The sequence below is a fragment of the Actinomadura rugatobispora genome (assembly GCF_042656285.1).
GTDB lineage: Bacteria > Actinomycetota > Actinomycetes > Streptosporangiales > Streptosporangiaceae > Spirillospora > Spirillospora rugatobispora.
On the sequence record NZ_JBHSON010000054.1, the window covers coordinates 21,968 to 36,777 of the forward strand.

Here is a 14,810-nt window from a genome sequence, read left to right on the forward strand (position 1 = left end):
CTTCTACCCGGCCGGGACCGCGCCCGCGACCCTGGACACATGCACAACGACCCCCCGATCCACGTCGACGGCCTGCGCCGCCGCTACGGCGACTTCGAGGCCGTCGCGGGCATCTCGTTCGAGGTCGGGGAGGGCGAGCTGTACGCCCTCCTCGGCACCAACGGCGCCGGCAAGACCACCACGCTGGAGACCCTCGAAGGCTTCACCCCGGCGCACGCCGGAACGGTCCGGGTGCTGGGACGCGACCCGCACCGCGACCGCCGCGCCGTCCGGCCGCACCTGGGCATCATGCTCCAGGAGGCCGGGTTCTTCGCCGACCTCACCGTCGCCGAGACCGTCGACCACTGGCGCGGCTTCACCCCCGGAGCACGGCCCCGCGACGAGGCCCTCGACCTCGCCGGCCTGCGCGCCAAGGCCAAGGTGCGCACGCGGCAGCTGTCGGGCGGCCAGAAACGCCGCCTCGACCTGGCCCTGGCCCTCCTCGGCCGCCCCCGCGTGCTCTTCCTGGACGAGCCGACCACCGGCATGGACCCCGAGGCCCGCCGCGCCACCTGGCGGACCGTGCGGGACGTGGTCGCCGGCGGCACCACCGTCGTCCTCACCACCCACTACCTGGAGGAGGCCGAGCACCTCGCCGACCGGCTGGCGATCATGCACCGCGGCCGGATCGAGGTCACCGGCACCGTCGCCGAGGTCGTCGCGGGCCACGGCGACCGGATCAGCTTCGCGGTGCCCGACCGGCTCCAGGTCGCCGACCTGCCCGTGCTGGGCGGCGCGGCCGCCGCGATCTCCGTCGACTCCGGGCGGACCGTCGCCGCCTACGGCATCGGGCCCGGCGGCCTCCAGCCCGCCCTGCACGAGCTGCTGCGCTGGGCGGACGGCCACGCCCTCGTCCTGGAGGGCCTCCAGGCCCGCAGCGCCTCGCTCGAAGACGTGTTCCTGCGCACCGCCGAAGGGAAGGCCGCGTGATGAACCTGCTCACCGGAATGCCCCGGGACGCCGCCACGCTCCGGAGCGCCGGCCCGGTCCGTCCCGGAAACCTGCTGCGGATCGCCCGGCTCGACGCCACCCTCCTGTGGCGCAACCGGACCGCGCTGTTCACCGTCATCGGCATGCCGCTGCTGTTCGCGGGCCTGCTGCTGCCCGCGCGCGGCCAGGACATCGGCGGGATCGACGGCGCCGTCTTCCAGGGCACCGGCCATCTCGGCTTCTTCCTGATCCTCGTGGTGTTCATGCACCTGACGAGCGTCTTCACCGCCCGGCGCGAGGACCTCACCCTCAAGCGGCTGCGCGGCACCGCGCTGAGCGACGTGGAGATCCTCGGCGGCAGCGTCCTCACCGCCGCCGGGATGTACCTCGTCCAGGCCGTCCTGCTGCTGGCGCTCCTGGTCACCGCGCTGGACGGCGCGTTCCCGGCCGACCCGCTGCTGCTCCTGGCCGGGCTGGCGGCCGGGGCGGTGATCTTCGCGCTGCTGGCGTTCGCGGTCTCCGGGCTCACCCCGACCGCCGAACTCGCCCAGCTGACCGTCCTGCCGGTCCTGTTCGGCTGCATGGCCGGCGCCGGGGTGATGGTGCCGCTGGACGACGCTCCCGAGGCGGTGCTGGAGGCGTGCCGGCTGCTGCCGCTGACCCCGGTCGTCGAGATCGTCCGCACCGCCTACTTCGGCCAGGACTTCACCGTGTACGGCGCCGCCCACCCCGACCTGGGCTTCGCCGAGGCCTGGCGGGCCTGCCTGCGGCCGTTCGCGATCCTGCTGGCCTGGGCGGCGATCGGCCGGATGCTGGCGGCCCGCTGGTTCCGCTGGGAACCCCGGCACTCCTGAGCCGGTACCGTACGACGGAAGGGGGGCCGGATGGGAGCGGCGACGACCGCCGAACTGGAAGAGCGCGCGGCCGGACGGCTGGAGAGCTACCGCCGCATCATCTACCGCACGTTCCTGCTCACCGTGGTCGGCGTGCTCATCCCCGCGGGGATGGCGCTGAGCCAGTCCTACGACGACATCGGCCTCCCGCTCACGGTCGCCGCCGCGGGCGGGACGGCGGTGTTCATCTGGCACTACGCCAGGGTGGTCAGGCTGGGCCTGGCCGGGCGGCTGCCGAACCGCGACCTCGTCGCCGGCGGTGCGGTGACGTTCCTGCTCAGCCTGATGATGATCACCCATCCGATGTGGTGCCTGGTGCCGGTCTTCTGGGTGTCGACCGTCACGCTGTGGGTGCGCGGCCGCTCCCGCAAGATCGCGTTCTGCCTGGGCAGCGCGGCGGTCGCGGCGCTCATCGCCTCGCTGTACGGGGAGTGGCACTGGTACCGGCCGTTCTTCCTGTTCGCCCTCTTCGCCGCCCTGTTCTGGGGCACGTTCTACGTCAACCGCTACTACCAGCGGATGTGGGATCTCCACCAGGAGGCCGACGCCGCCCGGGAGGCCCAGGCCCGGCTGGCGGTCACCGAGGAGCGGCTGCGCTTCTCCCGCGACCTGCACGACCTCCTCGGGCACAGCCTGTCGCTGATCGCGGTGAAGAGCGAGCTGGCCATGCGGATGGCCGAGGCCGACCCCGCCCGCGCCCGCGACGAGATGGCCGACGTGCGGCACGCGGCCCGCGAGGCGCTGCGGGAGGTCCGCGCCGCCGTCCGCGGCTACCGCGCCGTCGAGCTGGACGCCGAACTGGCCGGGGTGCGGGCGGTGCTGGAGGCCGCGGGCGTGCGCTGCGAGATCGGCGACCCGCCCGCCGACCTGCCGCCGGAGGTCCGCTCCGTCCTGGCGTGGGTGATCCGCGAGGGCGCCACCAACGTGATCAAGCACAGCGAGGCGGGGCGCTGCGCCGTCACGATCGCGCCGTATGGTGACTCCGTGGTGCTGGAGATGAGCAACGACGGCGCCCGCCCGTCCCGCCGCGCGCCCGGCTCGGGCCTGGCCGGGCTGGCCGAGCGGGTCGAGGTGCTGGGCGGCACCCTGACCGCCGGGCACCGCGACCGCGACGGGTTCCTGCTCCGCGCGGTCGTCCCGATCGGGGAGCCATGATCCGCGTCCTGCTCGCCGACGACGAGCACCTCATCCGCGGCGCCGTGGCCGCCCTGCTCGGCCTGGAGCCCGACCTGGAGGTGGTCGCCGAGGTGGGCCGCGGCGACGAGGTGGCGCCCGCGGTCGCCGAGCACGCGCCGGACGTGGCCGTCCTGGACATCGACATGCCCGGCGCGGACGGCCTGACGGTCGCCGAGCGGCTGAGCGAGTCCGGTGCCCGCTGCGCGGTCTGCATCCTCACCAGCTTCGGCCGCCCCGGCTACCTGCGCCGCGCCATGGCCGCCGGCGTCCGCGGCTTCGTCGCCAAGGACGCCCCCACCGAGGAGCTGGCCGCCGCCATCCGCAAGGTCCACGCGGGCGGCCGCTACCTGGACGCCGAACTGGCCGCCAGCGCCATGGCCGCGGGCGACAACCCGCTGACCGCCCGCGAGCGCGAGATCCTCCGCCTCATCGGAGCCGGTACCGAGACCGCCCGGATCGCCGCCCTCCTCCACCTGTCGGAGGGCACCGTCCGCAATTACCTGTCCTCCGCCATGGCCAAGCTGGGCGAGCCGAACCGGGTCGCCGCCGTCCACACCGCCCGGGAAATGGGCTGGGTCTGACCCCGTACTCCTTCGGACATTGACGGACGAAGCCACGCCCGTCATTATGAACCCATGTTCATGAACCGATGTTCATATAGGAGCCGGGCATGACCGAGATCGTCAACGTGGACCAGTCCGCCGCCTGGAACGGGTACGAGGGCGAGCACTGGGCCGCCCGCCACGACCGCTACGACACCCTCAACGGCGCCTTCAACGACCGGCTGCTGGAGGCGGCCGCGATCGGCGACCGCGACCGCGTGCTCGACATCGGCTGCGGCAACGGCCAGGTCACCAGGCTCGCCGCCCGCCGTGGCCGCCGGGCGACCGGCGTCGACCTGTCCGCCCCGATGCTCGCCCGAGCACGCGCGTGCGCCGAGCAGGAAGACGTACCGAACGTGACCTTCCACCAGGGCGACGCCCAGGTCCACCCCTTCCCCGACGGCGCCTACGACGTGGCGATCAGCCGCTTCGGCATCATGTTCTTCGCCGACCCGGTCGCGGCCTTCACCAACGTCCACCGCGCCCTGACCGGCAACGGCAGACTCGCCTTCCTGTGTATGGACGACCTCACAGACACCGCCCTGGGCGCCGTCCTGAACGCCCTCAAGCCATTCCTCCCACACCCCGGCCCCGTCACCGGCCCGCCGCGCACCGGCCCCACATCCCTGGCCGACCCGGCCCACGTCGACGCGCTGCTGACCAGAGCCGGTTTCCGCAACATCACCGCGACCCACGTAGAGGCCCCGCAACTCTGGGGCCGCGACCCCGCCGACGCCGCCGAGTTCCTCAGCGGCTGGGGCCCGGTCCGCCATCACCTGCCTCCGGAGGCGACCGAACCCGCCCGAACAGCCCTGACCCAGGCATTCACCCCCTTCGCAGGCCCGACCGGCGTCCAGGTTCCCGGCACCGCCTGGCTGGTAACGGCCGCGGCCTGACGGACGGCGGTCCGTGTGCTCTCATGGCGAGATGGACCTGGAGCACCTGGACGGTACGGCGGTGCAAGAGCGGTTCGCCGAGATCGAAGGCGTGTACGCCGAGGCGTTCCCCCGATACGACCTCGACGACTACCGGACCCGGATGGGTCACCAGATCCCCGCCCGCGGCTTCGAGGCCGTGACGGCCCGGGACGCGGGCGCCCTCGCCGGGTTCGTCTACGGCCTGCCGTTGACCCGCTCCGCCTGGTGGGACGGCCTGGAGCCGCCCCCACCGGACGGCTTCACCACCGAGACGGGGGAGCGGACGTTCGCCGTGATCGACCTGGCCGTACGCAGCGCGTACCGCGGCCGGGGCCTGGGCCGTCGGCTCATGGACGAGTTGCTGACAGGGCGAACCGAAGAACGCGCGACGCTGGCGACCGGGATGGACGAGCACGAGAACCAGCAGATGTACCAGCGGTGGGGCTGGAGGAAGGTCGGCCGCGTGCCCGGCCAAGAGGGCGAGACCGAGCCGTGGTTCGACCTCTACGCCATCGACCTGCGCGGACCGGAAGCCAGCAGCTCGCCGTAGGCGGCGACGCCGGGCTGCTTGCGGCCAGCCTCCGGGACGGCCTCCATCACCTGCTTGGCCAGGCTGGTCACCATGGTGCTCCGCTGGTCGGCGGGCTGGGCCTCGTACACGGCGTGCGCGTGCCTGACGCCCTCGGTGACGTCCCCGGCGCGCACGAGTCCGGCCGCATGCAGCAGGCGGAGCTGGGCGGGGCGCCGAGGAGGCTCGTCGTCGGGTAGCGCGTGCAGGGCGCGCTCCACCGCCTCTTCCAGCTCGCCCAGGCTGCCGCCGACGTAGGCATGCGCCCATACCTCGGTGTAGCGGACGCGGTCCTCGCCATACGCGAAGACCGACGGGCTGTTGCGGGTCACCGAGGCGGGGAGCTGCTGAAGGTACTCCTCAGCGGTGCGCAGCGCGGTTGCCGCCGCCGCGCCGTCACCCTGGAGGGCGAGCAGTTGAGTGCGGGCCGTGTGGAGCTGGGCGGTTCCGCGACCGGGTGCGCGGGGCGCGCGGGCGAGGGTCGCGTCCGCCCTGCGCAGCATGACGGCGGCCGGACGCTCCTCGTACATGCCTTGTATCAGGCGCTCGGCGGTGACCATGACCCTCAGGTCGGCGTCGCCCGAGGTGGTGGCGGCGTGCTCGGCGGTGGTCCACCAGTCACGCGCCAGGCGTGGCTGGCCGGCACTGCCGAGCGTCTTGGCCATGAGCATGGAGAGGTTGCTGTTCACCCGGCACCACGCGGGGTACTGCCGCCCGCCCACATGGCGGGAGGCCACCCGCTGGACCGTCACCAGATCGGCGGCCAGTTCCGGGATGGTCCGGTGAGGCGGGAGCTGCAGGATGCTGTAGCCGTACTCGGCGACCGTCTCTTCCCAGTCGTCCAGGTGGCTGCCCTCGTCGCGTCCGATGGCGCGGTCGACGCCGTCGCGGATGTGCTGGAGCGCCTCGACGGCCGGGGAGGACGCGGCGCCGAGGGTGATCAGAGACTGCAAAAGCCGACGTCGTTGCATTTCGTCGTCCTCCTCGCGGTCGGGAAAACGGGTCTTCTCGGAACCCGCGCCAGTGGCTTGACCAGTATTGTCCGATGTTGTTGTGAAAAGGGCAACGAGTTCGCCGTTGGCGTCCAGAAGATCGTCCAGGCGTGAGGCGAGCTGCTCGGACGGTCTCTTGATGCCGTGGCTGATCTTCGACAGGTGTCCCGCGTCGCACGGAACCCGCCTGGCCAGTTCCCGAACTCCGATCTCGCGCTCGGCGATCAGCCTGCGCAGGGTTTCCCCGAAGGACATTGCTACCCACCATTTCGCCTGAATGGGGCGGTGTCCGCATTTCTTGCCGGAGGGACAGCGGACAACGCGGGGCTGACAACGCTCAACGTCTTCCAAGGTAACCCGGAGACCGCTTGCATAGCCGGTGAAAAGGAAAGCGGCCCCGGCCTGGTGGGCGAACACCAGGGGACCCGGGGCCTCGGCCGGAAAGTGGTCCGACCTATGACCGATGCTACGACGAATCCCGATCCGCTTGAGGCCCTGGCCGGATACTTGCTCGGCCAGGGCCTCAAAGTCGAACGCACCAAGCGCGGCCTCAAGGTGATCAATCGGGATATCACCGGATGTTGCTCGGCCAACGCGGCCGACACGATCACCTGCGGTCCGCGCCGCAAAGACGGCGGACGGCTCTGGTTCTGGACGTCGTGGGGCGAACCGATCGCCGAGGCGAACCACATCGTGGACGCCGCCCTGATCATTCGCAGCAACCTCGCCCGGCGCGCGCTGGAGGGCGGGCGGTGAACACCATGGTTCCGCCGCCTGCGGAGGTCTCCCGCATCACCGCCGAGTTCGGCCGCCGCTTCCCGGGCGTTCTGGCCTGGTGGGGGCGTTCCACAGGCCAATGGTGGGCGATGACCCGCGACGCCTTCGGCCACCACCGCCTGGTGGAGGCGCCCGACCCGGCCGAACTGGCCCGCCGCGTGCGGGCCGTCGGCGCATCCGCTGGGACGAACCCGATGAGCTGTTCATCCACGAAGGAGAGGTAGGAACATGGGGAAGCACGGTACGGGCGGAGACGAGCGGGACAGCAGCAGGGACAAGGACAAGCAGGGCACCTTCGTCGATCCCACCAAGGGCGGCAAGGGCAAGGGCGGCAAGGGCGGTAAGGGCAAGTGACCGAATACACGGCCCTGAACCGGCGGCTGGTCGACGAGCTTTCGGCCGCCGGTGTGCTGCCGGACCGCTGGCGCGGAGCGTTCCTGGCCGCTCCCCGCCACCTGTTCGTGCCCGGTGTCGTCTGGGACGACGCCGACGGCGGCGTGTTGACCGCACGCCGCCGCGACGAGGATCCGGCGGCGTGGCTGGCGGCCGTCTACGCCGATGAGGCGATCGTCACGCAGGTCGACGACGGCGCCACGCCCGACACCGGGGCAGGCCGGAGGATCACCAGTTCGATCTCCAAGCCCTCGATCGTGGCCATGATGCTCGACCGCCTTCAGGTGGAGGCCGGGATGAGTGTCCTGGAGATCGGGACGGGCACCGGCTGGAACGCCGCGCTGCTTGCCGCCCGTCTCGGCGAACAGAACGTCACCACGATCGAGGTCGACGCCGAGCTTGCCGAGCGGGCCCGCAAGGCGCTGGCGGAGGCGGGGGTGTCGCCCGCAGTGGTCACCGGCGACGGCGCGGACGGCCACGCTCCGGGCGCGCCCTACGACCGGGTCATCGCTACCGCGGCCGTGCAGGAGGTCCCCTACTCGTGGGTGGCTCAGACCCGACTTGGCGGTGTCATCCTCACCCCGTGGGGAACCGCCTTTGACAACGGCGCGCTGGTCCGGCTGGTGGTTGACGAGCACGGTGTGGCGCACGGCCGGTTCGTCGACAATACGGTCGCGTTCATGTGGCTGCGCGCCCAGCGCGCCCCGCGCCCCGCGCCGCCGGCCGACCTGGCGGGCGCGGCCGAGTCGACCACGACCTTGCATCCGGACGCGGTCGCCTGGGACGACCTCAACGCCTCGTTCGCGGTCGGGGCGGGGTTGCCCGATGTCAGCAGGCGTTTCGTGGACGCCGACGACGGCGGCGACGATTTCACCTTCTGGGCGTTCGCCGGTGCGTCTTGGGCGTGTGTCGACGTCACCGACGGCGCGTCCACGCACCGGGTACGCCAGCACGGGCCGCGCTCCCTGTGGACGGAGATCGAAGCCGCCTACCGGTGGTGGGAGGAAAAGGGACGCCCGGTCACCGGGCGCTTCGGCCTCGCGGTCACCCGTGACCGCCAGTACGTCTACCTCGACTCGCCCGACGACCCCGTCCCGTCCGGCTGATCCTCGGCACGTACGGCGGCGCCGCGCGGCGCCGCCGTACGGTTGACGGTTCGTCGGGTCCGGCCGGGTGCTACTCGCTCCTCCACTGCTGGGCGGGGGCCACGCCCGGCAGCGGCTTGCCGATGAGGGCGAGGGGGGTGAAGAAGCCGACCTGGCCGATCGCCATGGTGAGTGTGGCCAGCGCCTTGTCGTCGTAGTGCCGGGATGCCCGGGCGTACAGGTCGTCGGGGACGCGCTCGCCGTGCGGGTCGGGGGTGAGGACGGCCTCCACCAGCGCCAGCGCGGCCCGCTCGGCGTCGGTGAAGTACGGCGCGTCCTTCCAGGACGCCACGGCGGTGATGCGCTCCTCGGTCTCTCCCGCCTTGCGGAGGTTGCCGGTGTGCAGGACGGTCAGGTAGGTGCTGCCGACGATCTGGCCCGCGCGCAGCTGCACCAGGCTGATGGTGGCCTGCGGGATCGAGCCGTTCCCGACGGCCTTGAACAGCGCCTGGCCGATCTCGCCCAGTTCGGGGACGAGCACGGCGGGGTTGGGGAGCCGGGACTCGGACTTCTCGATGGTGGCGGTCATGACGGGTTTCCTTTCGATCTTCAGCGACGCGTCGCTTGTCCGACGGACGGCAAGGTCCGGATGTGACCGGTGATCGGCACCGGTTCGCGGTCGGGTCACCGCTGAGAGACGGCCGCCTTCTCGGGCGTGGTCGACGGCCGGTCGCGCCGGCCGGGGCGTGGCCGCATGAGCAGGACGGCGGTGAGGACGGCGGCCAGGTAGAACGCGGCCGCGCCGAGCAGGCCGGCCGTGTAGCCGTGGGTGAGCGCCTCAGGGAGTGCTGTTCCGGCGGGCCGGCTCTCGGTGGCGCTGACGGCGACGCCGGCCAGGGCGGCCAGGCCCAGTGCGCCGCCGATCTGCTGGCTGGTGTTGATGAGCCCGGAGGCGATGCCCGACGCCCCGGGGGCGACGTCCTGCACGCCGCCGATCGTGGCCGCCACGAACCCGATGCCCAGGCCGATGCCCGCGACCAGCTGGGCGGGTAGCAGGACGGCCAGGGCGTTCTGGTCCGGGGTGAGCATGCTGAACCAGACCATCGCGGCGGCGGCCACCGCCATGCCGCCGGCCAGGACGGTGCGGGGGGAGGCGCGGGCCTGCAGCCGGGGGCCGACGGCGCCGGAGCCGATGCCGATGCCGATCGCGAACGGCAGATAGGCCAGCCCGGTGAGCATGGGCGAATAGTCCTTGATCGTCTGCATGTAGAGGGTGAGGAAGTAGAAGGTCGCCAGCTGGCCCGCGCCCATCAGCAGCATGACGAGGTTGGCGCCGAGCCGGCCGCGGTCGGCCAGCACGCCGGACGGGAGCATCGGGGCGCGGACGCGGCGCTGGATGACGGCGAACGCCAGGCCCAGCACCAGTGCGATCGCGCCGAAGGCCAGGGTCCGCCCGTCGGCCAGGCCGTCGGATCCGGCCCGGTTGATCGCGTAGACCATGGAGCCGAGGGCGAGGGTGACGGTGATCGCGCCGGGCAGGTCGATTCCGCCGCGTTCACGGGTGCCGGGGACCACGGCGAGCGTGCCCGCCAGCACCGCCAGCGCGATGGGGACGTTGATGAACATGATCCATCGCCAGCCCAGGTACTCGGTCAGCGCGCCGCCCAGCAGCAGGCCGACCACCGAGCCCAGGCCGCCCATCGCCCCGTACACGCCCAGCGCCTTGTTGCGCCGGGGGCCGGCGGGGAAGGTGTCCGCGAGCAGGGACAGCGCGGCCGGGGCGATGACGGCGCCGCCCACCCCCTGCAGCACGCGCGCGGCGATCAGCGTCCCGCCGTTCTGGGCGACACCGCCCAGCAGGGAGGCGAGCAGGAACACCACCAGCCCGGCCCGGAACAGGCGGCGGCGGCCGAACAGGTCACCGGCGCGGCCGCCGGCCAGCAGCATCCCGCCGAACGCCAGCGCATAGGACGTCAGGACCCAGTCGAGGTCGGCCTGCGCGATGCCCAGGCCGGAGCCGATGACGGGCAGCCCGACGGTGACGATGGTGCCGTCCATCACGATCAGCATCTGCGCGGCCGCGATCACCAGCAGCGCGAGGCCGGTCCTCTCGGCCTCGGGGCGGGTTCGGGTTTGCGAAGTCATCAGGGGTTTCCTCAGGAGAGGGTGGCGGCGCGGTGGGCGGCGGCGGCCAGCCGGTCGTGTTCGGGGTAGGACCAGTCGAAGGAGAAGCGGCGGCGGGTGTAGCCGAAGGCGATGCCGCTGCGGGGGTCGGCGAAGGCTTCCGAGCCCGCCGAGCCCCCGTGGCCGAACGCCCGGGCGCTCAGGAACGGGTAGCGCAGCCCCTTGGCCTGGAATCCCAGCGCGTACTGGCCCTGCGGGCCGACGACCAGGTCGCCGCCGGTGGAGTGGAGCATGGCGAACTCGTCGCGGGTGTCGGGCTTGAGCAGCGGGGCGCGGCCGTCCAGCCCGGAGACCGCCGCCGCGTACATGGCGGCCAGCCCCCGCGCGCTGCCCACGCCGCCCGCGGAGGCCTGGCCGAGCGCCCGCACCCGCCGGGTGTTGATGAAGGCGACCTGGTCCAGGGGAGGGGTGGAGTCGAGGCCGTAGCCGATCCCGGTGATGCTGTGCGGGCCCGGGACGTTCGCCCAGAACGCGGCGAGCGCCTCCGGGCTCGCCAGGCCCGGCAGCACCTCCCGGTACCGGTCCTCCAGCGACTCCGGCAGCCCGAGGTGGACCTCCAGCCCGTGAGGTGCGCGGACCCGCTCCTCGAAGATCTCTTGGAGGGAGCGGCCGGCGACCCGGCGGATCACCTCGCCGACGATCGCGAACGATACGAACCCGCCGTAGCCGTAGGCCGTGCCCGGCCGCCAGTACGGACGCTGCCCGGCCAGCCGTTCCGCGATCATCCGGTCATCGGCGAGCTCGGCCGCCGTCAGCCCGCCGTCGACACCGATCACACCGGACCGGTGCGACAGCACGTCCCGCAACGTGATCCCGGCCTTGCCGGCGGCGGCGAACTCCGGCCAGCGCACGGCCACGGGCTCATCCGGGTCGAGGGTGCCGTCCTGCACCAGAAGCGCCGCCACGAGGGTCGCAGCGCCCTTGGTCGAGGAGTAGACACCGGTCAGGGTGTCGCCGGTGACTCCGTCCCCGGCCCACAGATCGACCACCTTGCGGCCGCCCACGTACGCCGCCAGTTGCGCTCCGGACTCGCCGTCCTCGGCCGCCACCGCGGCGGCGAACTCCTCGCGCACCGCCTCGAAACCGTCCGCCACCGTCCCGTGGATCTCGAACCCGCTCATCGTTTCCTGCTCCGTTCGTCGTTGATCGCAGCCATGACGAACGGGTCGCGGTGAAGGTGACCGGATGCGTGCGTCACATCGGCGGCGTGGGGTTCGTCAGTGTCGCGAGTGCCGGCGCCGGCGGGCGATGATGAGAGGCGATCATGGACGGGCACGACTTCCTGGCCGAACGATTCGAAGAGCACCGCACGCATCTCAAGGCGGTGGCCTACCGGATGCTCGGCTCCCTGACCGAGGCCGACGACGCCGTCCAGGAGGCGTGGCTGCGGCTCGCCCGCTCCGAGGCCGGCGAGATCGGCAACCTCGGCGGCTGGCTGACCACCGTCGTCGGCCGGGTCTGCCTGGACATGCTGCGCTCCCGCACGCGACGGGGCGAGACCTCGCTGGAGGCCCGCCTGCCGGACCCGATCGTGAGCGAACCGGCCGCCGGCCCCGAGCACGAGGCGTTGATCGCCGACTCGGTGGGGCTGGCGCTGCTGGTGGTGCTGGAAGCGCTGACCCCGCCCGAACGGCTGGCCTTCGTCCTGCACGACATGTTCGGCATGCCGTTCGAGGAGATCGGCCCCATCATCGACCGCAGCCCGGTCGCGGCCCGCAAACTGGCCAGCCGCGCCCGCCGGCGCGTCCAGGGCACCGCGCCCGAACCCGATCCCGACCCGGTCGCCCAGCGCCGTGTCGTCGACGCCTTCCTCACCGCCGCGCGCGGCGGCGACCTCGACGCTCTGGTGGCCGTCCTCGACCCCGATGTCGTGCTGCGCGCCGACGGCGGCAAGGCCCTGCCCGGCGGCATGCGGGTTCTGCGCGGCCGCGAGGCGGTGGCCGGCCAGGCCGGCACCTTCCAGCGCATGGCGACCCTGGCGACCAGCCGTCCCGTGCTGGTCAACGGAGCGGCCGGGTTCGTCAACAGCGTCGACGGCGAACTGTTCTCGGTCATGAGCTTCACCGTCACCGACGACAAGATCACCGCGATCGAGATCCTTTCCGACCCCGACCGCCTCGCCCGCCTGGGCCTGGCCGGCCTGGAGAAATGACCACGCTCCCTGTAAACCGAGCGAGAACCAGGTGTCCTGTCGTGGCGGGTGGCCACCCCTCGCGGTAGCCGGGTGATCGACGTAGATCCCGGCGAGTTCGGTGCTCACCTTGACCCAACGGTCGTCGATCAGGCCGATGGCTTCCCGAGCCGTCCATCCCGCTCGCGAGAGGATCCAAGGATGGACTTCGCAGAGCGCAACGAGAAGGCCGTCCAGGAACTGGTTCGCATCGAGCGGAGCGTCCAGCGTGCGGCCGACGACGTCGGCGTCGCCATCGAGGGCAGCCGCATCCCCGACCTGATCCTCTCCCTCTACCGGGAGGGTGAACTGATCATGGTCATCAACGTCCAGCCGGCCGAAGGGCGGCTGTTCGTCACTGGAAGGCGCCTGGACGACAACTTCTCTCTGGACGGCGACCGCTGGGTTTCCAGGATCGACGGCGCCGAGATCTACGCCGTCCTTTCGGATCTGCTCAGCCGGCTCACCGGCACGACCTTGACCTTGGCGCCCTGACCGGGTCGCCACCCGGAGGAAGTGAGGGCTGGGAGCGCGAAAGGTTGGTTTCCCCACGTCGCCGCGGTCGCCGATCAGGGAGGCCCTCGGCATGACCCGCCAATCCGCTTGGGAGCGGTTCTCCGGGGAGGAGTGACGACGAGCGCCGGTGCCGGCGGACGAACGGGCGTCTGGCGGGTTCTCAGGGCCGGTCCAGCAGTCCCGTAGGTCGGGGGGCGCTGCGCGCTTCAACCGCGCCACGGAGAACACCGCCCTCTAGTGGTCCAGGTAGGCGGCGACTTGATCAGCCGCGCTCTTGTGCAGGTGCCGGATGAGGATTTCCTGGTCGTTGAGGGGGAAGTGCGTGACCGCCCGGGATTCGAGCATGGTCTGGGTGGCCTCGAGGGTGTTGCAGTCCTGGAGACCGAACTCCTTGAAGGTGACCGCGGCCAGTTCCTGGCGCAGGCGGTCGGCGGCGGTCTTGGGCGGGACGAAGTACAGGGTGCCTTCGAAGATGTGCTTGTTGTAGGCGGTGGGCCAGTAGTGGTAGGTGAGGTACCAGCCCGGCGCCCACACCACGATCATGAAGTTGGGGAAGAAGACGTAGGAGTCCAGGCCCCAGGCGGGGTGGCCGGAGGGGTTGACGCCCGGCGGGAGCGGGTCCAGGCCGGCGATGTCGGGGCGGTCCCAGGGGCCGAAGTTGCCGCTGCGCAGCACACGCTCGATCGGCTTCACGATGTTCAGGTCCTTGGGCGGCGCCATCCCGCCCCACGCCGACTGCATCGAGTGCGGCCCGTCGATGTCGTAGTGCAGCGACTCGTAGCCGTACCCCATGAGCTTGCGCGACTCCTCGCCCACGTACTGCTTCGCGTGCAGCACGGGCGCGTGGTAGAACTCGGCGAAGGCGTCGATGTAGAGCTTCCAGTTGCTCCCGACCTCGGACCGGTACCGGTAGACCTCGGTCATCTCACCGAACGGATAGCCTTCCAGGCCCTGGGCGAGGCGCCCGAGATAGTCGCGCAGCGGCGTGGCGTCGTCGTCGAGGTTGACGAAGATGAACCCTTCCCACACCTCGCAGCGCACCGGCACGAGCCCGTACTCCGACGTGTCGAGATCGAAGAACTCCTTCTCCTGCTGCACGAACGTGCAGGCGCCGTCGAGGCCGTAGCGCCAGCCGTGGTACTTGCAGGTGAACTGGCGGGCGGTGCCGCGTGTCTCCTCCTGCGGGTAGTCGTTCCACACCAGCTTGTTGCCGCGGTGCCGGCAGACGTTGTGGAACGCGCGCACCTCCCCCTGGGCGCCGCGCACGATGATCAGGGACGTGCGGGCCGCGTGGATCTCCTTGGTGAAGTGACTCCCCTTCCTGGGGACCTGCTCCACGCGGCCGACGTTCAGCCAGGTCCGTTCGAAGATCGCCTTGCGCTCCAGGTCGTAGTGCTCGGGCGAGATCGAGTCCTCGAACGAGACGGGCCCGGTGCCCAGCTCCGGGTAGTGCTCCGTCCAACTGCCCTCGGCGGGCTTGGGGAAGTGCGCCATCAGTCTGCCTCCGAGCGGCTCGGGCCGTGGGTGCGATGCCACGAAATCATACGGTTCCGTCTGGTTATAGGGAA

Annotated in this window: 17 protein-coding genes; 12 read left to right on the plus strand and 5 right to left on the minus strand. The window is 71.7% G+C overall.

The window, feature by feature from the left end; genetic code table 11:
- The first annotated feature begins 39 nt into the window (after positions 1 to 39).
- From ACFPZN_RS33100 to ACFPZN_RS33125, 6 genes are all read left to right on the plus strand, one after another.
- On the plus strand, positions 40 to 969 hold the full coding sequence (locus ACFPZN_RS33100) for an ABC transporter ATP-binding protein (protein ID WP_378286231.1): 930 nt from the start codon (positions 40 to 42) through the stop codon (positions 967 to 969).
- Positions 969 to 1,823 (plus strand): ABC transporter permease, encoded by an 855-nt coding sequence (locus ACFPZN_RS33105; RefSeq protein ID WP_378286232.1) that lies wholly within the window; start codon positions 969 to 971, stop codon positions 1,821 to 1,823. The genes ACFPZN_RS33100 and ACFPZN_RS33105 overlap by 1 nt, the downstream gene beginning before the upstream one ends.
- Positions 1,824 to 1,853: 30 nt before the next feature.
- Positions 1,854 to 3,017, plus strand: a complete 1,164-nt coding sequence (locus ACFPZN_RS33110) for a sensor histidine kinase (RefSeq protein WP_378286233.1) — start codon at positions 1,854 to 1,856, stop codon at positions 3,015 to 3,017.
- Positions 3,014 to 3,619, plus strand: coding sequence for a response regulator transcription factor (locus ACFPZN_RS33115; RefSeq protein ID WP_378286234.1), 606 nt, complete (start codon positions 3,014 to 3,016; stop codon positions 3,617 to 3,619). Before ACFPZN_RS33110 ends, ACFPZN_RS33115 begins: the two co-directional genes overlap by 4 nt.
- 89 nt (positions 3,620 to 3,708) lie before the next feature.
- Positions 3,709 to 4,536, plus strand: coding sequence for a class I SAM-dependent methyltransferase (locus ACFPZN_RS33120; protein WP_378286235.1), 828 nt, complete (start codon positions 3,709 to 3,711; stop codon positions 4,534 to 4,536).
- Positions 4,537 to 4,567: 31 nt separating this feature from the next.
- Entirely contained in the window at positions 4,568 to 5,107 is a 540-nt protein-coding gene (locus tag ACFPZN_RS33125; protein WP_378286236.1) for a GNAT family N-acetyltransferase, read from the plus strand.
- Here the strand turns inward: ACFPZN_RS33125 and ACFPZN_RS33130 are convergent.
- Positions 5,062 to 6,372, minus strand: coding sequence for a helix-turn-helix domain-containing protein (locus tag ACFPZN_RS33130; RefSeq protein ID WP_378286237.1), 1,311 nt, complete (start codon positions 6,370 to 6,372; stop codon positions 5,062 to 5,064). The two genes, ACFPZN_RS33125 and ACFPZN_RS33130, sit on opposite strands and share 46 nt — an antisense overlap.
- A gap of 30 nt (positions 6,373 to 6,402) precedes the next feature.
- Between ACFPZN_RS33130 and ACFPZN_RS33135 the strand changes: the two genes are divergently transcribed.
- From ACFPZN_RS33135 to ACFPZN_RS33150, 4 genes are read left to right on the plus strand one after another with little or no spacing between them, the layout of a single operon-like run.
- Positions 6,403 to 6,873: a hypothetical protein gene (locus ACFPZN_RS33135; protein WP_378286238.1), complete on the plus strand. Its 471-nt coding sequence runs from the start codon at positions 6,403 to 6,405 to the stop codon at positions 6,871 to 6,873.
- Entirely contained in the window at positions 6,870 to 7,118 is a 249-nt protein-coding gene (locus tag ACFPZN_RS33140) for a hypothetical protein (protein WP_378286239.1), read from the plus strand. Before ACFPZN_RS33135 ends, ACFPZN_RS33140 begins: the two co-directional genes overlap by 4 nt.
- Positions 7,119 to 7,122: 4 nt before the next feature.
- Positions 7,123 to 7,248, plus strand: a complete 126-nt coding sequence (locus ACFPZN_RS33145) for a hypothetical protein (RefSeq protein ID WP_378286240.1) — start codon at positions 7,123 to 7,125, stop codon at positions 7,246 to 7,248.
- Entirely contained in the window at positions 7,245 to 8,393 is a 1,149-nt protein-coding gene (locus ACFPZN_RS33150) for a methyltransferase domain-containing protein (RefSeq protein ID WP_378286241.1), read from the plus strand. Before ACFPZN_RS33145 ends, ACFPZN_RS33150 begins: the two co-directional genes overlap by 4 nt.
- Before the next feature lie 70 nt (positions 8,394 to 8,463).
- On the opposite strand, the gene ACFPZN_RS33155 is transcribed toward ACFPZN_RS33150, so the two are convergent.
- The 3 genes from ACFPZN_RS33155 to ACFPZN_RS33165 all read right to left on the minus strand — a co-directional run bounded on the left by ACFPZN_RS33155 (position 8,464) and on the right by ACFPZN_RS33165 (position 11,677).
- Positions 8,464 to 8,961: a carboxymuconolactone decarboxylase family protein gene (locus ACFPZN_RS33155; RefSeq protein WP_378286242.1), complete on the minus strand. Its 498-nt coding sequence runs from the start codon at positions 8,959 to 8,961 to the stop codon at positions 8,464 to 8,466.
- A gap of 95 nt (positions 8,962 to 9,056) precedes the next feature.
- On the minus strand, positions 9,057 to 10,517 hold the full coding sequence (locus tag ACFPZN_RS33160) for an MFS transporter (RefSeq protein WP_378286243.1): 1,461 nt from the start codon (positions 10,515 to 10,517) through the stop codon (positions 9,057 to 9,059).
- An 11-nt stretch (positions 10,518 to 10,528) separates the two neighbouring features.
- Complete coding sequence (locus ACFPZN_RS33165; RefSeq protein WP_378286244.1) at positions 10,529 to 11,677, minus strand: serine hydrolase domain-containing protein; 1,149 nt, start codon at positions 11,675 to 11,677, stop codon at positions 10,529 to 10,531.
- A 143-nt stretch (positions 11,678 to 11,820) separates the two neighbouring features.
- Between ACFPZN_RS33165 and sigJ the strand changes: the two genes are divergently transcribed.
- A complete protein-coding gene (sigJ, locus tag ACFPZN_RS33170; protein ID WP_378286245.1) occupies positions 11,821 to 12,708 on the plus strand; it encodes an RNA polymerase sigma factor SigJ in 888 nt (295 codons plus the stop codon).
- Positions 12,709 to 12,888: 180 nt separating this feature from the next.
- Positions 12,889 to 13,221, plus strand: coding sequence for a frataxin domain-containing protein (locus tag ACFPZN_RS33175; protein WP_378286246.1), 333 nt, complete (start codon positions 12,889 to 12,891; stop codon positions 13,219 to 13,221).
- A gap of 255 nt (positions 13,222 to 13,476) precedes the next feature.
- On the opposite strand, the gene ACFPZN_RS33180 is transcribed toward ACFPZN_RS33175, so the two are convergent.
- Positions 13,477 to 14,736, minus strand: coding sequence for an aromatic ring-hydroxylating oxygenase subunit alpha (locus ACFPZN_RS33180; RefSeq protein WP_378286247.1), 1,260 nt, complete (start codon positions 14,734 to 14,736; stop codon positions 13,477 to 13,479).
- Positions 14,737 to 14,810: the final 74 nt, after the last annotated feature.